Source organism: Aeromonas sp. ASNIH1 (genome assembly GCF_002934285.1).
Taxonomy (GTDB): Bacteria; Pseudomonadota; Gammaproteobacteria; order Enterobacterales; family Aeromonadaceae; genus Aeromonas; species Aeromonas caviae.
On record NZ_CP026228.1, the window covers coordinates 157,133 to 174,512 of the forward strand.

The 17,380-nt window shown below is 60.2% G+C and carries 17 protein-coding genes, 1 tRNA gene, 1 pseudogene and 1 riboswitch; of the genes and pseudogenes, 7 read left to right on the top strand and 12 right to left on the bottom strand.

From position 1 onward, the window contains the following. Positions 1-49: 49 nt before the first annotated feature. Positions 50-139: transfer RNA gene (locus C2U37_RS00685), tRNA-Ser, on the bottom strand. Positions 140-478: 339 nt separating this feature from the next. On the opposite strand from C2U37_RS00685, the gene C2U37_RS00690 reads away from it, so the two are divergent. Beyond that, entirely contained in the window at positions 479-1,396 is a 918-nt protein-coding gene (locus C2U37_RS00690) for a L,D-transpeptidase family protein (protein WP_042878776.1), read from the top strand. Between the two features lie 13 nt (positions 1,397-1,409). Beyond that, positions 1,410-2,402: a DUF481 domain-containing protein gene (locus C2U37_RS00695; RefSeq protein ID WP_102948760.1), complete on the top strand. Its 993-nt coding sequence runs from the start codon at positions 1,410-1,412 to the stop codon at positions 2,400-2,402. Positions 2,403-2,465: 63 nt separating this feature from the next. Here the strand turns inward: C2U37_RS00695 and C2U37_RS00700 are convergent, their stop codons facing one another. The 3 genes from C2U37_RS00700 to C2U37_RS00710 form a co-directional block, all read right to left on the bottom strand. Further along, complete coding sequence (locus C2U37_RS00700; RefSeq protein ID WP_010673529.1) at positions 2,466-3,191, bottom strand: MaoC family dehydratase; 726 nt, start codon at positions 3,189-3,191, stop codon at positions 2,466-2,468. A 233-nt stretch (positions 3,192-3,424) separates the two neighbouring features. Next, complete coding sequence (rlmF, locus tag C2U37_RS00705; protein WP_102948762.1) at positions 3,425-4,378, bottom strand: 23S rRNA (adenine(1618)-N(6))-methyltransferase RlmF; 954 nt, start codon at positions 4,376-4,378, stop codon at positions 3,425-3,427. A 151-nt stretch (positions 4,379-4,529) separates the two neighbouring features. Then, complete coding sequence (locus C2U37_RS00710; RefSeq protein WP_010673526.1) at positions 4,530-5,018, bottom strand: C40 family peptidase; 489 nt, start codon at positions 5,016-5,018, stop codon at positions 4,530-4,532. Between the two features lie 277 nt (positions 5,019-5,295). Between C2U37_RS00710 and C2U37_RS00715 the strand changes: the two genes are divergently transcribed. Next, on the top strand, positions 5,296-6,018 hold the full coding sequence (locus C2U37_RS00715) for a 4'-phosphopantetheinyl transferase family protein (protein ID WP_104451717.1): 723 nt from the start codon (positions 5,296-5,298) through the stop codon (positions 6,016-6,018). Then, positions 6,015-6,863 carry a tetratricopeptide repeat protein gene (locus tag C2U37_RS00720; protein WP_102948764.1) on the top strand — a complete coding sequence of 283 codons (849 nt, stop codon included), beginning with the start codon at positions 6,015-6,017 and terminating at the stop codon, positions 6,861-6,863. The genes C2U37_RS00715 and C2U37_RS00720 overlap by 4 nt, the downstream gene beginning before the upstream one ends. Before the next feature lie 134 nt (positions 6,864-6,997). Here the strand turns inward: C2U37_RS00720 and C2U37_RS00725 are convergent, their stop codons facing one another. Both C2U37_RS00725 and ribB read right to left on the bottom strand, forming a co-directional pair. Continuing rightward, positions 6,998-7,240, bottom strand: coding sequence for an Lpp/OprI family alanine-zipper lipoprotein (locus C2U37_RS00725; RefSeq protein ID WP_010634682.1), 243 nt, complete (start codon positions 7,238-7,240; stop codon positions 6,998-7,000). 225 nt (positions 7,241-7,465) lie between these two features. Beyond that, positions 7,466-8,119, bottom strand: a complete 654-nt coding sequence (ribB, locus tag C2U37_RS00730; RefSeq protein ID WP_010673523.1) for a 3,4-dihydroxy-2-butanone-4-phosphate synthase — start codon at positions 8,117-8,119, stop codon at positions 7,466-7,468. Positions 8,120-8,223: 104 nt separating this feature from the next. Next, positions 8,224-8,381: riboswitch (FMN riboswitch) on the bottom strand. 209 nt (positions 8,382-8,590) lie between these two features. Between ribB and purU the strand changes: the two genes are divergently transcribed. Then, positions 8,591-9,427 (top strand): formyltetrahydrofolate deformylase, encoded by an 837-nt coding sequence (gene purU, locus C2U37_RS00735; RefSeq protein ID WP_102948766.1) that lies wholly within the window; start codon positions 8,591-8,593, stop codon positions 9,425-9,427. Between the two features lie 58 nt (positions 9,428-9,485). On the opposite strand, the gene C2U37_RS00740 is transcribed toward purU, so the two are convergent. Both C2U37_RS00740 and cls read right to left on the bottom strand, forming a co-directional pair. Further along, positions 9,486-10,754 carry a DUF945 family protein gene (locus tag C2U37_RS00740; protein ID WP_102948767.1) on the bottom strand — a complete coding sequence of 423 codons (1,269 nt, stop codon included), beginning with the start codon at positions 10,752-10,754 and terminating at the stop codon, positions 9,486-9,488. 109 nt (positions 10,755-10,863) lie between these two features. Then, a complete protein-coding gene (gene cls / locus C2U37_RS00745) occupies positions 10,864-12,345 on the bottom strand; it encodes a cardiolipin synthase (protein WP_010673520.1) in 1,482 nt (493 codons plus the stop codon). A gap of 96 nt (positions 12,346-12,441) precedes the next feature. Between cls and C2U37_RS00750 the strand changes: the two genes are divergently transcribed. Continuing rightward, positions 12,442-12,984 (top strand): DUF1439 domain-containing protein, encoded by a 543-nt coding sequence (locus C2U37_RS00750; protein ID WP_049636692.1) that lies wholly within the window; start codon positions 12,442-12,444, stop codon positions 12,982-12,984. Positions 12,985-12,988: 4 nt separating this feature from the next. On the opposite strand, the gene C2U37_RS00755 is transcribed toward C2U37_RS00750, so the two are convergent. Beyond that, positions 12,989-13,429 (bottom strand): GNAT family N-acetyltransferase, encoded by a 441-nt coding sequence (locus C2U37_RS00755; RefSeq protein WP_010673518.1) that lies wholly within the window; start codon positions 13,427-13,429, stop codon positions 12,989-12,991. A 364-nt stretch (positions 13,430-13,793) separates the two neighbouring features. Here C2U37_RS00755 and C2U37_RS00760 point away from each other — a divergent pair, with 364 nt between their 5' ends. Continuing rightward, positions 13,794-14,534: a lytic transglycosylase domain-containing protein gene (locus C2U37_RS00760; protein WP_041213327.1), complete on the top strand. Its 741-nt coding sequence runs from the start codon at positions 13,794-13,796 to the stop codon at positions 14,532-14,534. Positions 14,535-14,639: 105 nt separating this feature from the next. On the opposite strand, the pseudogene aqpZ reads toward C2U37_RS00760, so the two are convergent. From aqpZ to C2U37_RS00775, 3 genes and pseudogenes are all read right to left on the bottom strand, one after another. Further along, positions 14,640-15,325, bottom strand: a pseudogene (gene aqpZ, locus C2U37_RS00765) (aquaporin Z). Positions 15,326-15,618: 293 nt separating this feature from the next. Continuing rightward, positions 15,619-16,140 carry a crossover junction endodeoxyribonuclease RuvC gene (gene ruvC / locus C2U37_RS00770; protein WP_010673515.1) on the bottom strand — a complete coding sequence of 174 codons (522 nt, stop codon included), beginning with the start codon at positions 16,138-16,140 and terminating at the stop codon, positions 15,619-15,621. Positions 16,141-16,373: 233 nt separating this feature from the next. Then, on the bottom strand, positions 16,374-17,282 hold the full coding sequence (locus C2U37_RS00775; protein ID WP_048208128.1) for a Gfo/Idh/MocA family protein: 909 nt from the start codon (positions 17,280-17,282) through the stop codon (positions 16,374-16,376). Positions 17,283-17,380 lie beyond the last annotated feature (98 nt).

The following is a 17,380-nucleotide window of genomic DNA, read 5'->3' on the forward strand; positions in this document are numbered from 1 at the left end:
ACAGTAGAAATGACAAACCCGCGACGGGCGCGGGCTTGAGGGGAATAAATGGCGGAGAGACAGGGATTCGAACCCTGGGTGGCATTGCTGCCACAATTGATTTCGAGTCAATCCCGTTCGGCCACTCCGGCATCTCTCCACGGGCACTCATATTGACCCAACCCTAGCCGGGAAATCAATGTAAATCTCGTTGCAGATCAGACGACTGGCGATAAAACCGCCATCCGGCGATCCCGCCCCTCCCAACGCCAGTGACTTTCACCGGCAGCGCCTCCTCGCTCACTGTCTCCACCCTGTACCCGGTTCCCGGCGGGTGAATACGGCGAGCCTGATGGGCCAGTGACACCCTGTGACGCGCTCGCCACCGCCCTCCCGGCAGTCATGGTGCCGGACTGGTAATCCCCGCGGGATTCGTTGACAATCTCTGCTCATTTTTTGGAAGGGAACCCGTCCCTCGCCCCAGCCGATAGGAACAACCATGCTCAACACTCGTATCGTCTCACTGTTGCTGGCCGCCGCCAGCCTCTGGGCCGCACCTGTCTGGTCCAACACCTATCCCCTGCCGCCAGCGGACAGTCGTCTCATCGGCGCCCTGGAAGATTACATCGTACAACCTGGCGATCATCTGGAACTGGTCGGCAAGCATACCCGGACAGGCTTTCTGGCACTGCTCGAAGCCAATCCCGGCGTAGACCCCTATCTGCCCACCCCGGGCACCCGGCTCACTCTGCCGACCCAGATGCTGCTGCCCGACGTGCCGCGAGAAGGCATCGTCATCAACCTGCCTGAACTTCGCCTCTACTACTTCCCCAAGGGCAAGCAGGAGGTGATGGTGCTGCCCATCGGGATCGGTGACATCGGCCGCGAGACGCCGGAGATGACCACCACCGTCATTGCGAAAAATCCCAACCCGACCTGGGTGCCCGGCCCCATGGTCCGCAAGTCCTGGCTGGAGCAGAAGGGGATCGATCTGCCCGCCGTGGTCCCCCCCGGCCCCGACAATCCCCTCGGCAAGTTCGCCATGCGTCTTGGCTATGGCAACAAGGACTACCTCATCCACGGCACCAACAAGGATTTCGGGGTCGGTCTGCGAGTCAGCGCGGGTTGTATCCGGCTGCGCCCGGATGACATCGAAACCCTGTTTGGTCTTGTTCCCGTCGGCACCCCGGTCCGGGTCATCAACCAGCCGGTCAAGATGGCGGTGGAACCCGACGGTCGTCGCTGGCTGGAGGTACACTCCCCCCTCTCCCGCACCGAAGCGGAGATGGCACAGGGGGCGCCGCTGGTGCTCTCCCCCGAAGCCGAGCAGTTCATCGCTGCCCCCGACATCGACAGTGCCCGGGTGACCGCCCTGCTCGAGCGCAAGAGCGGGCTGCCCAAGCCCGTGAGCGGCTGAAGGCCTGACCAACATGAACAGAACGGGTCATGTGGTTTGCCTGTTGCTTCTGCTGCCTGGCTCCGCGGCGATGGCGGACATCCTCTGGATGCGCAACGGCGATCGTCTGAGCGGGACCATAGAGGAGATCACGGACGAGCAGATCCGCATCAAGCCCGCCTACAGTCAGGCCATGACGGTCCCGCGCCACGCCATCAAACGATGGCGTCTGGACAAGCAGGAGAAACCCAAGCCGCTTACCAAGACGGGGATCCCCCTGCTGGACTCTCCTGACGAGGCCAATGCCTGGCTGCTGACAGGGAACGGGGATCTCAACATCAAGCTCAAGGAGAACACCAAGAAGACCAACAACGTCAATCTCAAGGTCTCCACCGAGTTTGCCAATCTGGACTGGCGTTACAGCCTGGATGGCGAGTACATCTACGAAACGGCGAACAACATCACCGACAGCCACGAATACAAGCTCAAACCCAAGCTCGACTTCTTCTTCGACGATCACTGGTTCCTGCGATCTTCCGTCGACATCGATTACAACATGATCGATGCCGGTTATCTGGAGATTGACTATGCTTCCGGCCCCGGCTACCGCTTCTGGAATGACAGGCAACGCCGGCTGGAGCTCATTACCCAGCTCGGTCTGGAACGTGCCTATTTCAGGCCGGAGGTGTGGAGCAACTCAGACCTGTTTGACGACAGGATCATCAATTACCCCTACGTCAGCCTGGGGTGGGACTACCGGCAGCCCTTGGCACTCTGGGAAGAGAAGTTCGAGCTGTTTGGCAAGGGCAGTTATGAAAAATTCGTCGATCAACCCTCCCCCTACCTGACCAGAAAGCAGTCCGTCAGCGGCAGCCTGGGCCTCAGGTACTATTTCAACGATCACCTGCGCCTCTCCTGGTCAAGCGAACTGGATTGGGACGATGCCTGGCTCGACTACCACGGCCTGCACAGGGATGTGAGCGAGAAAGAGTGGCGTCACCTCATCACCCTGGGAGCGAGTTTCTGACCCGCCAGAAACGACACAGGCCCACCAAAGTGGGCCTGTGTTCATGGGTGCAAGACGAGCGCGTCAGAAATAGATCCGGGTGACCGACTCGATGACGCAGCCAGGGCGACGGATCCCCTCGATCTCTATCTTGATCTCCTTGAGGAGCTCGATGCCTCCCTTGATGGGCGTGACACGCGACAGCTTGGTGCGGGCGCGGATATTGCTGTCCACCTTGATAGGATAAGGGAAGCGGACCTGTTCCAGGCCGAAATTCACCACCATGCGGGCGGTCGGGAACTCCGGCGTGCTCTCGTCCACCGAACCGGTCAACTGGGGCAGCAGGGCCAGAGTCAGGAAGCCATGGGCAATGGTGGTCTTGAAGGGAGACTCGGCTGCCGCGCGCTCGGGATCGGTGTGGATCCACTGATGATCGCCGGTCACGGTCGCGAACTGGTTGATCAACGCCTGGGTGACCTGTAACCACTCACCTACATGGGTCTCTTCACCGATGCGGGTCTGCAACTCGGCATAGAGTGCCGCCGCTTCACCTTCGAGCTCCACCACGGGATCCTGCGCCAGGGCAGGCTGGCCATTCGCGACCTGGGTGACTCTGGCAGCCTCTTGCTGGCGGGCATCCTGGGACTCCCCTTGCAGATCCAGCACTCGCCCCAGCAAGGGGTGAAGGTGTGCCTTTTGCTGAAACTCACGCCAGTAGTCGCGGATAGCCGGGGAGAGCCAATCCTTGAGCTCAAAGGGGTGCTGCGCCAGAATTTCGCGCTTGTGCTTCAGAAAATCGACAACTTTCATTTACCGATCCCTATTCGATTAACAGCCTGTGAAGAGGTCTAACCAGTCCCATTTTATGAAAGTTTCAGCAGTAAGTACAAAAAAATCTCGGCGTACAACTGTACCAAGGGCGGGAGTGATCACTAACATGCTGGAAAAATCAGGTGGGAAAACGATTGAAACGAGGGCTGCAAGCGGGAATCAATCAGTCCGGAAAAAGGGATCCGGGGCCCTTGCCAGTGCCCCGGTCTTGCTCATCTGCCCATGGCAGACCACCAGGCTGCCCGCTTCTCCTCATCCAGGAAACTCCAGGCCAGGATCCGGCTCACCTTGTTGCCTTGCGCCATATCGAGTACACGAACCTCCCGCGCCCCCGCCCGGGTCAGCGCCTTGCGGGCGGCCGGCAGGTTCTCCTTCTTCGACACCAGCGAACTGAACCAGAGGCACTGGGCGGCAAATTCCCTGCTCTGCTCTATCATGCCGGCCAGAAATGCCGCCTCGCCCCCTTCGCACCAGAGCTCGGCCTTCTGCCCGCCGAAATTGAGCACGGGCGCCCCCGTCACCGCCTTGCCCTCCCCCTTGCCCAGGTTGCGCAGCTTGCGCTCCGTCCCCTTGCTAGCCTCGGCCAGGGATGCATGAAACGGCGGGTTGCACAGGGTCAGGGCGAAGTGCTCCTTCGGCCCCAGAATGCCACGAAAGATGTGTTTCGGGTTGCCTTGATGGCGGCACGCAATCTGGCTCCCCAGGCCATTGCTGGCGGCCAGCAAGGTCGCCGCCTTGACCGACACCGGGTCGATGTCTGACCCCACAAAGCGCCAGCCATACTCGCGGGCTCCCAGCAGGGGGTAGATGCAGTTTGCCCCGACGCCGATATCCAGCACTCGCACGCCCTTGCCCGTCGGCACCTTGCCCGCGCTCTCCGCCAGCAGATCCGCGACGCGATGCAGATAATCGACCCGCCCCGGGATGGGCGGGCATAGGTAGCCAGGCGGCAGATCCCAGTGTTCGATGCCATAGTGCAGCGCCAGCAGCGCCCGGTTGAGCGCCTTGACGGCGGCCGGATCGGCGAAATCCAGGGTCCGGGTGCCGTGCTCGTTGACGAACACGAAAGGCGACAGCGCCGGGGTGCGCTGGCAGAGCGCGTCAAAGTCGTAGGGGGCCTGATGGCGATTGCGCGGGTGCAATCCGGTTTTCTGCTGGGGTGTCATGCTGGACCTGCCGAGGATCAAGGGGGCCACACTATAGAGAGTCGGCCAGGGAAAGTCTAAAAGAGGGCCATAAAAAAACCGGACCCTGAGGGTCCGGTTCAAGTGAGGTTGGAAAAACAGTCCGTACTGCGAGCCGTTTGTCCAGCCTGACTCAGATATCGATCCGGCGTGCCTGCCAGAACTTGTTGCGCCAATACACATTGTCGAGCTTGGAGCGCGTGACGCCGGCACGGAAGGAGACGTGGATGAATTCACCGTTGCCGACATAGATGCCGACATGGTTCAGACGCGGGTTGATCTTGAAGAAGACCAGGTCCCCCTCGACCAGATCCTGCTTGGAGACGCGAGAGCCTTCGTGGACCTGGGAGCGGGTATCGCGGGGCAATTCGATGCCGATGGCATTGCGGAACACTTCACGGGTAAACGCCGAGCAATCGATGCCTCGTTCTGTGGTACCGCCATAACGATAGGGGGTACCACGCCACTCTTTGTATACGGTCAGGATTTCGTTGACATCCGGGGTAGGCGAAACTTCGGGTTCAATCACGGGTTCCATCATGGAAACCTCGATCTTACTCGCGACCTCGGGTTGGGGTGCCGAAGCACAACCTACCATTCCGAGCGCGACCAGCAGTAGCATCAGGTGGCGCAATCCTTTATCCCCACAAAAAAGAGTGAAACTTGTTAAAATGCAGCCCGACAGGGCAATTTATAAGGCAACAGCACCCGACTATATCCAAGAATTCTATCGAGGCAAGCGAAAATCCCAATCGAACTCACATTTTTGCAAGGAAATGCTCTGTTTAGCGCAATTTATGTGATCATGGCCAAACAATATACAATCTTGAAAGCATCGGTTTCGGCCTCTCCAAACTGATTGTTATCGCTACTTCGACCCCATTTTTAAGTGAAATATTATGCTTTCTGCGGATCTCTATTTGTTAAATACCGCGCTCGTCGATACTGAACAGCTGATCGGGCTGTCATCCGGGCTCTCCCCGGAGGAATACCGCCACTGGCACGAGATCCGCCAACCAGGCCGCCAGCGGGAGTACCTGCTGGGACGCGTGTTGCTTCGCCGCCTGCTGGCCGAGCGACTCCATTGCCGGGCCGATGCCCTGACTTTTGGCATCGGTACGCATGGCAAACCGACACTGCTCAGTCATCGCTGGCAGTTCAACCTCAGCCACAGCGGAGAGTGGCTGGTGATCGCCCTCTGTGAGGAGGGTCCCCTTGGGGTGGACATCGAGATGGGATTGCGTCACCGCCCCATACTGCCGCTGGCCAAACGCTTCTATGCGCCAAGCGAATACCAATGGTTGAACGCCCTGCCCCGAGAGGAGCAACATTCGGCCTTCTATCGGCTATGGTCTCGCAAGGAAGCTGTGCTCAAGGCGCATGGCGATGGTATTTCCGCCGGACTCGACAAAATCTGCTTCCTTCCGGAGCAGGCATGGCAGCTCAAAAATCATCTCGACAATCGCCACTATGAAATCCGCGACTGGCCCGCGGGCAGCGGATGGCTCAGCCTCGCCGCCCCGACCCGCCAGGTCGATGCCTATCTGCTGGACGGGAGCTTGAAATCCACTCCGCTGGACCCCATGTTGATCCACACCATTTTCCGAGAGTCAGCCTCATGATCGTCGACATCACTCCCCAGAATTTTCACGCCGAACTGATCGATGCGTCCCTGAAAAAGCCGGTCGTCATCTACTTCCACGCCCCGCAGATGCCGGAGTGTCAGGCCATGACCCCCCTGGTGGAAGCCCTGGTTGGTCAGGCCAATCCTGGCGTCACCCTGGCCAAAGTCGACATGAACGATCCCCAGCTGCAGCCGCTGGCGAGCCAGCTGGCCCTGCGTGCGTTACCCGCCCTGGTGCTGTTCCATCAGGGTCGTCCGGACGAGCAGGCCATTCTGGAAGGGCCGCAGGATGAAGCGACCCTGCGCCAGTATTTCGCTGCTTTCGCCCCCAAGGAAGAAGAGCTGCTGCTGGAGCAGGCCAAGCAGGCACTGGCCGCAGAGCAGGCCGATGTGGCGCACGCCCACCTGAGCAAGGCCCATCGCCTCGCCCCCGAGCGTCACGACATCAGCCTCTGGCTGGTACAGGCGGCCCTGGATCTGAACCTGCTGGACGAGGCGCAAGCCCTGCTCGCCGCCATCCCCATGGTGGCACAGGACGATCACTATCAGACCCTGAGCTCTCGCCTCTCGCTGGCGCTGCAGGCCAGTGACAGCCCTGAACTGCGCGCCCTGGAGCTGCGTCACGCCGAACAACCGGCAGATGACACCCTCGCCCAGGAGCTGGCTGTACTCTACAGCCAGGTCGGTCGACAGGAAGAGGCTCTGGCCTTGCTGTTCACCATTCTCAAGCGGGATCTGGCCTTTGGGGATGCCAAGAAGATCTATCTCGATGTGCTGGCCACCATGGGCGCACATCCGGCAGCGCAGAATTACCGCCGCAAGCTCTACAGCCTGCTTTATTGATCGAAGGGATATTCAGGACGGGGAATGCCGCTCAGTCGGCATTGCCTTGTTCAGGCGGGAGTCAAACTCGGGTAATTGCCAGATTTCAGGCAAAAAAAAATGGCGCATTAAAATGCGCCATTTTTTCGCATGGATTACTTCTTGTAGGAAGTAGCCATGTTGTCGATGCGCTGGTTAGCACGCATAGCTTCTTGCTTGGCTTCTGCAACATCAGCAGCGATCTTGGACTGATCAGCACGAACAGCGCTAACATCTTGAGCCAGTTGGTCAACTTTGTTAGACAGATTCTGAACGGAAGTTTCCAGTTCGCTGGTGTTTGCACAACCGCCCAGCAGAGCGGACAGACCAACAACACCTACCAACAACATTTTTTTCATTTTTAAAAGCTCCCTTTAACTCGCCAGACGTTTAGCAAGCGGCGTGATTATGGCACAAAAAAATCATACTTTGGATAGGCCCCATCACAGATAAATGCGTTAAAACCCTCATTTTTTTTTAGCTGCACACTTTCCGTACAAACTTTAAGCAAAAATGAGTGTCCCTGGATGAGGTTCGCACAAAGCGTAACCAAAATTTGGGCTTATTACAATTTCGTATGAGGCTCAGGCTGAACGTTCTGACAGCAATTGACGATATTGCACCAGATCTTCGATGGTCAGGACCGGCATCCGGTGCTGGCGACCGAAGGCCACCAGGTCCGGCAACCTGGCCATGGAGCCATCTTCCTTGGTCAACTCGCACAATACTCCGTAAGGTTTGAGCCCGGCGAGCTGCATCAGATCGACGGTCGCTTCGGTGTGACCACGGCGGGTCAGCACCCCACCCGTGCGGGCGCGCAGCGGGAAGACATGGCCGGGTCGATGCAGATCGGAGGGCCGGGCACCGTCGGCGATGGCCGCACGGATGGTGGTGATGCGATCGGCGGCGGACACCCCGGTGGTCACCCCCTGCGCCGCTTCGATGGTCACAGTGAAGGCAGTCTGATAGTGGCTGGAGTTGGCCTCCACCATCATCGGCAGCTCGAGCTGGCGAACCCGCTCGTCGGTCAGACAGAGGCAGACGATGCCGGAGCACTCGCGGATCATCATGGCCATCTGCTCGTTGGTCATGGTTTCTGCGGCAAAGATGAGATCGCCTTCGTTCTCGCGATCTTCATCATCGGCCACCAGCACACCCTGACCGGCACGCAGGGCGGCCAGCGCGGCTTCGACGCGAGCAATGGGATCACCGAATTCACTGAGTAGAGACTGATTCATGGTAAGACTCCTAAAAAAGACAAGGACCAGAATCAGGGCATGGAAAGGCAGACAGAAGTAGCCATGCGGCGGCCAACCCGGCAGGGTCTGGCCAGCAATATCTGTCTTATCCTCTTTCATCCGGACTATGACCGTCGGCTCCGGCATCTCACCGGATCTGCTGACCCCGTCCCGGATGAATGCCGGGTCGGGCGCTCGCGGGCTCCCCGAGTCACATCGGGATACCGCCGGTGGGGAATTTCGCCCCGCCCTGAGAATAAGCGCAGACAGCCTAAAGAAAAAAGACGCAGGATGCCAGCCAAAAACCCATCAAAGACAAACCGGGAGCTGGCTGCACTGCAATTTTCGCGCGAGCACCACCCGATACACGGCGCGCTGTCCTTTCTGATTTCGTTTGTGGCATAGTGCCAGCAAAAACGCGCGCGCCCGCGCAGACCGGGTGCCAACATCACAAACGGAATCATGACAGAGATGGAAAAGAAAATACTGCTGACCGATTGCCCCGACGCCAAGGGTCTCATCGCCAAGATCACCAACATCTGCTACAAGCACCAGCTCAACATCAACAAGAACGACGAGTTCGTGGATCACGAAAACGGCCGCTTCTTCATGCGCACCGAGCTGGAAGGGCGCTTCAACGACGAGACCCTGCTGGCCGACCTCGATGATGCCCTGCCTGTCGGCGCCCAGCGTCGTCTCGTCAAGGCGGGCAAGAAGCGCATCGTCATCCTGGTGACCAAGGAGACCCACTGCCTCGGCGACATCCTGATGAAGAACTATGCCGGCGCCCTGGACATGGACATCGTCGCGGTCATCGGCAACTACGACACCCTCGCCGAGCTGACCGGCAAGTTCGACATCCCCTTCCACTGCGTGAGCCACGAGGATCTCAGCCGCACCGAGCATGAGGAGCAAGTGCGCACGCTCATCGATGGCTACCAGCCGGATTACGTCATTCTGGCCAAATACATGCGTGTGCTGACCCCAAGCTTCGTGGAAGCCTATCCGCGCAAGATCATCAATATCCACCACTCCTTCCTGCCAGCCTTCATCGGTGCCCGCCCCTATCGTCAGGCCTTCGACCGCGGGGTCAAGCTGATTGGTGCCACCGCCCACTTCGTCACCGACGATCTGGATGAAGGCCCCATCGTCGAGCAGGACGTGATCCACGTCGATCACACCTTCAGTGCCGATGACATGGCCAAGGCCGGACGCGACGTGGAGAAATCCGTGCTGAGCCGGGCGCTGGAACTGGTGCTGAACGAGCGGGTCTTCGTCTACGGCAACAAGACAGTCGTGTTCAAATAAGCGGCTGCGCGCCCCCAGAAAAAAGGCTCCCGAGGGAGCCTTTTTCATTGCGCGGCACTCACGGGTGCAGCGGCAGACCATTGACGGTCACGGCCCCTTTGTCGAGCTTGAGCTCGGCCTGAAGCTGTGACTCCTGCGCCTTCAGATATCCCATGGCAGTGAATTGCTCCAGCATAGGGGCCAACTGGGGAACGGCCTGGCCCAGCTTCTCCCCAAGGTGGGCATGAAGCAGACCGGAGAGTGCCTGCATCCCCTCCTCGCTGCCCATCAACTGTGCCAGGGTGGTGGGCGCCAGCTTGGCCTCCCCTTGCAGGCTGACAGGCTCACCGTTCAATCGCGCACTCAGATCCGCCAGTTCCAGCGTGGCCCCTCTCTGGAGCATCTTGTCCAGCGCTTCCTGGATGGCCGCTTCGTCCACCCGTTTGCTGCTGGCCTCTTGCAGCGTCTGATACCCCTCGAGATCCAGCCCCTTGAGGGAGAGATCCAGATTTCCCTGGGTCAGCGCGAGCCGGTCTTCCTCGCTCTCCATGTTGAGGGTCGCCACCTTCATCTGATAGCGAGTGGAGAGCGTCTGAAGATCGTCCCCCGCCAGCTCGGTGGCCGTGGTCAGCCCCTCCAGCGTGATCTTGACGTTCCCCGGCTGGGTCAGGGTGAAGGCCGTGAGGGTCGCATCGCTGCGGGGAGAGAGCCAGAGCCCGCTGATCTCGGCCATGTCGGCACTGCCCTTGAGATCCGCCAAGGCCAGATCTGTCTTGCTCTGGGCATCGTGGACCGTCATCCCCAACCAGTGGGCGGTGAGATGGCCATTGCCGTCGAGATCCCCGCGATAGTCGCCGTTCAAGGGCAGGAAGGTGAACTCGTTGAGCCCCTCCTTGACCTTGAAGTCACTCACCCAGAAGCGGGAACTGTTGCTCATGGTCCAGAGGCTGCTCGCCGATTCTGCCCCCAGTTGCCACTGCTGCATCCCCAGAGAGGTCAGGATGGGCGCCAGCGTGCCCTGTGCGGTATCAAGCTGGAGGTGGCTCTTGATATAGAGCGGCAACAGGCGGCTGTTGAACGCGAACTGCATCTCGATGGGTTCGCTTCCCGCCAGCTGGGGATCAAAACTCGCCAGCGTCTGGGGCGGCACCACCACCTTGAGCACGCCGTCGCGGGTGAACAGATTCTCCGTCTCCGGGCTCCAGGTGACCTCGATCCCGCTCTCCTGCTGCGCCCTGGCGATCTGCTCGGCCAGGATCCGGTCGAACGTATTGCCCGTGTACCAGCAGGCGCCAAGCCCTCCCACCACCAACACGGCTCCGACGGCCAAGGCCACTTTTTTCTTCATCAGTTCTGTTTCTCCACAATGGTTCAATGGCGGGTGCATGGGCGCACTCTACGGGGAGGATGGGCATCAACACAAGCCAGACAACGGCTTGGGGCCCACGCTCTGGCTGTCACAGCAGGGGGCTGAACAGGTAGAAAATGTTCTCAAGCAATTTTTTGTACCAGGGGCGGGCACGCCACCTGGTCAGTGACATGGGGGTCGCCTCCAGCATGTAGCCCTGCACCAGCTGGTTCATCTCGGCGACAAACACCGGGTTGTCGATGAGCAGGGTGATCTCGAAATTGAGCCAGAGACTGCGCCGGTCGAGGTTGACCGTGCCCACCAGGGCGAAATCATCGTCCACCAGCACGCTCTTGGTGTGCAGCAGTCCGGCATCATAGCGGTATATCTCCACTCCTGCCGCCAGCAGATCCTCCATGAAGGAGTTGCTGGCGTGGTTGGCCATCAGTGAGTCGTTGCGCGCAGGCAGAACTAACTGCACCAGCACGCCGCGGGCCGCCGCCGAAGAGAGGGCCGCAGCCAGCGGATCGTCCGGCACGAAATAGGGGGTGGTCAGCACCAAATGATGACGAGCCTGGTAGATGGCGAGCAGCAGGCTCTGCTGGATGCAGTCACCGCCGACGAAGGGGCCGGAGGGAATGAGCTGGGCCCGATAGTTGGTCTGTGGCCAGGCTTCCGGCTCATGTTGCAGACTGTCGAGCAGCCGTTCGCCGGTCTCCATCTCCCAGTCCCAGACGAAGGTGGACCACATCAACGGCACCACGGGGCCCTGCACCCGGATCATGATGTCGACCCACTGGCCGACCCCGGCATCCTGCTTGAAGAAACGGGGATCCACCATGTTCATGGAGCCGGTGTAACCAACCTTGTCATCGATCACCACCAGCTTGCGGTGCATGCGCAAGTCCTGGCGCTGAAACGGGATACGCCAGGCGCCGACCGGCAACACTTCCACGACTTTGACACCAGCGGCACGCAAGGTTTTGGGCCAGGAGGAGCGGAAGAAGGTCTTGCTGCCGATGGAGTCGAGCAAGACACGACAATCCACGCCGCGTGCAGCCACCTCCATCAACGCCTCGCACACCTCGTCCACATCCCCGCCGGGGTGCCAGATGTAGAACTCCAGATAACAGGATTGGGAGGAGCCCCGGATGTCGCGCACTATCTCCTCTACGATGCTCTTGGGCTTGTGCAGCAGGGTCATCCGGTTGCCCGAGAGCATGGGCATGGCCAAGCGCCCCTGGATCAGATCGTGGAGCGGGCGTGCCTTGCTGCCCACCTCGCAGCAGTGCTGGGGGAAGAGGCGCGCGAGCTGGCGGATCCAGATGGCGTAAGGACGGTACATGGCCTGGGCCCGCTCCGCCCGCTTGCGACCAAGGCGTATCTCGCCAAACAGCACGTAGAAACCGACCCCGGCGAAGGGGATGGCATAGATGAGGGCCAACCAGGCAAGAGATACCCCGATGGGACGTCGCTTCATCACCACCCGCAGGGAGATCCCTGCCACGATCACGGTGTGAAACAACAGCAACAACCAGCCGAGAAAGCGGGAAAACAGCAACTGAATGTCGTATTCCAGACCGTCGAGCAAGGCGACTCCTTGGTGTATTGGACAGATGGCACGGGCAGACCCCACAGGGTCGGGATGGTATGCTATGGGGCACACCCATTCTATCAGGTCGTTAGCATGATCCTGCAATCTATGCTGCTGAGTCTGGCCATGCTAGGTCAAGGCTCATATGACATCAATGAGCAGCAGATAAATCAGTACCTGCAGTCCCAGGTGCAAGTGGACAAACAGCTGGAATTGCCCGGCATCATCAAGGCCCATGTGCTACTCGAGCAGAGCGATGTGCAGATTGGTCGCCAGAGCCCGGATACCGCCAGGGTGTTTGGCAAAGGCAAGTTGAAAATCGCGCTCCCGGATCAGACCGAGTACGACGCGCGCCTCAACATGACCTATGAGGCGAGGCCCCGCTACGACAAGGCCAAGAGTGCGCTCTTCCTCGACAACATGAAGCTCATCGATTACAAGCTGGAGCCTGCCGCGGCGGAACAGAAGTTTGGTTTCATGCTGAGGATGCTGCTGCAGAGCATGGAGAAACGGCTGGAGACCCAGCCTGTCTACAAGCTGGATGACAAGGACCCCAATCAGGCCTGGCTCAAGGAAAATCTGCTGGGGCTGGAGCTGTCACCAGGCAAGATCCACCTGCTGACCAAACCCCAATAAGATCTCAGTTGAAAACAGGCGCCTTCGCCTGGCGCACCAGCAGCTCGATCTGGTAACCCTGTTCGTGCTGCTGGTGATAGAGGGAGTGAAGGGGCCCGTCGAGTTCATGCAGGGGAAGGTGGTCAAATCCCGCCTTGAGGTAGAAGGGTTTCTCGAACGGCAGGGCGTGACAGATCACGGGCTTGTCGGAAAGATCGCGGCAGGCATGCTGCAGCAGGCGGGACCCCAGCCCCAGGGACTGGTAGTGCGGGAGCAGACGAAAGCCGCACAAGTGGTAATAATCCTGTTCATCGCGCAGGCGCACAGCCCCCACCAGCCAGTGCGCGTCACGGACCACAAAAATCCGTTCTGCCAAATCCGGCACATAGTGGGAAAACGTCGTCTCGTAATAGTCTCTGATGAGGGAAAGATCCGCATCACAGTACTCTTCGAATCTGAGCTCCATCGCTCGCCTGCTTGTCATGCCCATTTCGCTCTGGCCATACCGGCCCTCTCCTGCTCGCTCGCTGGCTCCACGAAGAGATCTGACCAGAGTGGAGCAACAGCAAGATAACACGCCTTTAACTTACAAAAAAGCCAATAACTCGATGGAAAAGACGAGGTTGCGATTATCCGCCCCTTGACGCCATGAGCCGCGCCCCTTGACGCCATGAGCCGCGCCCCTTGTCCTGAGTGAGCCCACAGGTGGGACGTCCCTCTGCCATCACATTTCCAGCCTCCCCTGTTCACGGGCACTTGTTCTGCGCCATCCCGAATGCTTTACTCAACGTGGCTAACGAGGCTTAAGGAGCAAGCCGTTGAAAGCATGGATGTTGCTGGGCATGATGCCGCTGTTTTCCCACGCAGCCCCGGCTCAGATACCGCCGCCGGCAGAGGTGGTGATCCTGACCCCGGAGACGGCTGTCTCCTCCCCGGTTCCCACGCCGCGTACCGTGGCACTCACCACGGCGCCGCTCCCCTCCCCTGAACCCGCTAAGCCTGCAAGCCGTCAGATCCAGGTCTACAAGTCGGTACAAAAGAACGGGGTCATACGCTATTCCGACATGATGCCGGAGCAGGGTCACTACGAACTGCTGTTGTTCAACGACTGCTATGCCTGCGATCCGGCGTCCAAGGTCAACTGGCGCACGACAGGCCTCTTCCTCTATGACTACGCCAGCACCATACAGGCGGCAGCCAAGGCTTATCAGGTCGAGCCTGCCCTCATCCGGGCACTTATCCATGCCGAGTCCGCTTTCAATCCTCTGGCCGTCTCCCGCAAGGGCGCCATGGGACTGACCCAGCTGATGCCCGCCACGGCGCGCGAGCTCGGGGTCGGCAACGCCCTGCTGGCGGAGCAGAACATCTTTGGCGGGGTGAAATACCTAGCGGGTCTGCTCAAGCAGTATGACGGCAATGTGGCCCTGGCCACCGCCGCCTACAATGCAGGCGCCGGTGCGGTGCAAAAACACGGCGGCATACCGCCCTATGCCGAAACCCGGGCCTATGTGGAACGGGTCAAGCTGCTGCATCAGCGCTACAAAGAGATGCTGAGCGCCAAGGGACTGTGATCATGCCGCACCCTATCGTCGGCATGGCGCCCTGCCCGGTATTCCTTCAGGCATAAAAAAACACGCCCGAAGGCGTGTCGATACCACACGTTAACTAGCAACACATCACTCTTTCGTGGCGATCACACGATAGGCCAATGCACCCAGAATGGCACCGACAATGGGGGCAACCCAGAACAGCCAGAGCTGGCCCACGGCCCAGTCACCGACAAAAAGCGCCACGCCAGTGCTGCGCGCCGGGTTGACCGAGGTGTTGGTCACCGGGATGCTGATGAGGTGGATGAGGGTCAGGCACAGACCGATGGCGATGGGAGCAAACCCGGCCGGTGCACGGCTGTCGGTGGCGCCCATGATGACGAACAGGAAGAAACCGGTCATCACCACTTCACACACCAGTGCGGCCAGCAGGCTGTAACCGCCGGGGGAATGCTCGCCATAGCCGTTGGAAGCAAAGCCGGCGCTCACATCAAAACCCACCTGTCCGCTGGCAATGACATAGAGCACGCCACCTGCCACGATCCCGCCAAGCACCTGGGCCACGATGTAGGGCAGCACGTTGGAGGCCGGGAAGCGACCACCGGCCCAGAGCCCGACGGTCACGGCCGGGTTCAGGTGGCAACCCGAGATATGACCGATGGCATAGGCCATGGTCAGCACAGTCAGGCCGAACGCCAGGGCGACGCCCAGCAGGCCGATCCCCACATTGGGGAAGGCGGCAGCCAGCACGGCGCTCCCGCAGCCCCCAGCACCAGCCAGAAGGTTCCCATAAATTCAGCAGCAAAAGGTTTCACTCTTGTCTCTCCCATGATGACTAACACGCGAACCTGAAAGGCTCATACGGACACTGTTATTGAACAGGCGCCATATTATGGGAGTGTGGCGGAGCAAGACGAAACCGACCCGATTCATCGCGAATATGTGATGAATGTCACAAGTTATTGATAAAGTAGAAAGATATCCCCCCGCTCGGTGCGCTTCTCCATGGGAGTCCCATCGAGGGACGCGACAGATTGTGACCCGACCAGCGATTTTGCCAGCAGCTTCCCGCGCTTCCCTGCCAACACCAGAAGCCCTCCCCCGGGGATCAGCGATAACGGCCGCGCACCGATCCGCTGGCCCGCCCGGCCATGCGAATGAGGCTCTGACGGGTGTGGAAGTGGCAGAGCGCCACCCCGAGGGCATCCGCCGCATCCGCCTGGGGGGTGGCAGAGAGCTTGAGCAGATGGGTCACCATGTGCTGCACCTGCTCCTTGGCGGCGCCACCGGTGCCCACCACCGCCTGCTTGATCTGGGTGGCCGAGTACTCGCTCACCGGCAGCAGGGCATTGACCGCCGCGACGATGGCACTTCCCCTGGCCTGGCCGAGCTTCAGGGCCGAGTCCGCGTTGCGCGCCATGAAGACCCGCTCGATGGCGAACTCGTCCGGCTTGAACTGGGTGATGATCTCGCTCACCCCGTCATAGACCTGCTTCAGGCGAGACGGCAGCTCCCCCAGATCGGTGCGGATGCAGCCCGATCCCAGATATTCCGCCTTGCCCGCGACGATGCGAATGACCCCGTAACCGGTGATGCGCGAACCGGGATCGATCCCCAGAATGATGCTCATGAACGGAATACCCCGCCCACTGCGGTCAGCCATCTCATCTTCGACACCTTCTTCATTGCGATCTCTTGCCCTGCAGCTCTTGATGGCCGCCAAGATAACAAACCCGCCTTCGCTTGGCTCGCTCGCTGGCACCTTTCCCGGCTGACTGCGCAAGGAGCCACCATCTCATACAGTGCTCTGCCGCTTCTCTGGCCAGTGATGCCTGCCGGTGTCACCAGCCCCTTGCCTTCGGGTCATCCCTTTGCCAGGGCGACGAGGCGCTCTGCCAGTCGATGGCTTTTCAGGTAGCTCTCGACCAGCGCCCCGTCTGCCCGCCCGGCGTCAATCTGCCCATACCAGTGCTCGAGCATGGCGACAAAGCCTCGGCTCGCCAGCACGGGCTGCCAGTCGCCCGGTGCCAGAGTCTGCACTGTGTTGTCTCGCGCAAGCAGGCCACGGGTGCAGTTCTCGATATGCAATGAGAGGTTGTCGCCATAGGCATCGATGCGCTCCTCGGTCATGCCGGCGCTGCGATTCATGCTGCCGCTCACCGCCATCTGCCCGCTCTGCCAGGCGACGCTCACCCCGGCCAGCAGCTCGGGCTGCTCACTGCTGCGTCGCAGCACCGCATGCAGCTCCCCGTCCGGCTCGCCGCCATAACAGCAGAGGCTGTCGAGCACATGGATACAGTCGTCGAACAGGAACTGGCGAGGCGCCCCCGGCAGGGCGTGCCTGTGCTTTTGCCAATGGAGCTCGGTCAGCGGCTGGCCGCGTGCGGCGGCCATGGCGGGCAGATAGCGACGGTTGAAGCCCACAAACAGCGGGCAGTCTCTGGCGATGGCGAGATTGGCGAGTGCCTCCACCTCTCCTGCGTTGTCACACAGCGGCTTGTCCACAAAGGTGGGAATGCCGGCACGCAGGCACAGCTCCGCCAGTTTGCCGTGCACGGCGGTGGCAGCGTGGATCATCACCGCATCAGGTCGGCTCGCCAGCAGCGCATCGACCTCGGTAAAACACTCGCCAATCCGGTACTGGCGCGCCAGTTTGCCGAGCACCGAGGGACTCCGGGTACAGAGCAGCGGGGTGACTCGCTCGTCGTTTGCAAGCAGCGGCAGATAGGCCTTCCGGGCGATATCGCCAAGGCCAATCAGGGCAATGCGCATGGGCACTCCTCTCAAGGGGATAACCAGATAACTGCCTGCACGATCTCAGGATTTCCCTCGCAGATCCAGCCTTGGCGCATCTCGCTCCAGGCGCCTTC

What these genes read in the sequence shown, in the direction of transcription:
- C2U37_RS00690 (WP_042878776.1), top strand. Translation starts at nt 479, where the DNA reads ATGCTCAACACTCGTATCGTCTCACTGTTGCTGGCCGCCGCCAGCCTC.
- C2U37_RS00695 (WP_102948760.1), top strand. Translation starts at nt 1,410, where the DNA reads ATGAACAGAACGGGTCATGTGGTTTGCCTGTTGCTTCTGCTGCCTGGC.
- C2U37_RS00700 (WP_010673529.1), bottom strand. Translation starts at nt 3,191, where the DNA reads ATGAAAGTTGTCGATTTTCTGAAGCACAAGCGCGAAATTCTGGCGCAG.
- rlmF (WP_102948762.1), bottom strand. Translation starts at nt 4,378, where the DNA reads ATGACACCCCAGCAGAAAACCGGATTGCACCCGCGCAATCGCCATCAG.
- C2U37_RS00710 (WP_010673526.1), bottom strand. Translation starts at nt 5,018, where the DNA reads ATGCTACTGCTGGTCGCGCTCGGAATGGTAGGTTGTGCTTCGGCACCC.
- C2U37_RS00715 (WP_104451717.1), top strand. Translation starts at nt 5,296, where the DNA reads ATGCTTTCTGCGGATCTCTATTTGTTAAATACCGCGCTCGTCGATACT.
- C2U37_RS00720 (WP_102948764.1), top strand. Translation starts at nt 6,015, where the DNA reads ATGATCGTCGACATCACTCCCCAGAATTTTCACGCCGAACTGATCGAT.
- C2U37_RS00725 (WP_010634682.1), bottom strand. Translation starts at nt 7,240, where the DNA reads ATGAAAAAAATGTTGTTGGTAGGTGTTGTTGGTCTGTCCGCTCTGCTG.
- ribB (WP_010673523.1), bottom strand. Translation starts at nt 8,119, where the DNA reads ATGAATCAGTCTCTACTCAGTGAATTCGGTGATCCCATTGCTCGCGTC.
- purU (WP_102948766.1), top strand. Translation starts at nt 8,591, where the DNA reads ATGGAAAAGAAAATACTGCTGACCGATTGCCCCGACGCCAAGGGTCTC.
- C2U37_RS00740 (WP_102948767.1), bottom strand. Translation starts at nt 10,754, where the DNA reads ATGAAGAAAAAAGTGGCCTTGGCCGTCGGAGCCGTGTTGGTGGTGGGA.
- C2U37_RS00750 (WP_049636692.1), top strand. Translation starts at nt 12,442, where the DNA reads ATGATCCTGCAATCTATGCTGCTGAGTCTGGCCATGCTAGGTCAAGGC.
- C2U37_RS00755 (WP_010673518.1), bottom strand. Translation starts at nt 13,429, where the DNA reads ATGGAGCTCAGATTCGAAGAGTACTGTGATGCGGATCTTTCCCTCATC.
- C2U37_RS00760 (WP_041213327.1), top strand. Translation starts at nt 13,794, where the DNA reads ATGTTGCTGGGCATGATGCCGCTGTTTTCCCACGCAGCCCCGGCTCAG.
- ruvC (WP_010673515.1), bottom strand. Translation starts at nt 16,140, where the DNA reads ATGAGCATCATTCTGGGGATCGATCCCGGTTCGCGCATCACCGGTTAC.
- C2U37_RS00775 (WP_048208128.1), bottom strand. Translation starts at nt 17,282, where the DNA reads ATGCGCATTGCCCTGATTGGCCTTGGCGATATCGCCCGGAAGGCCTAT.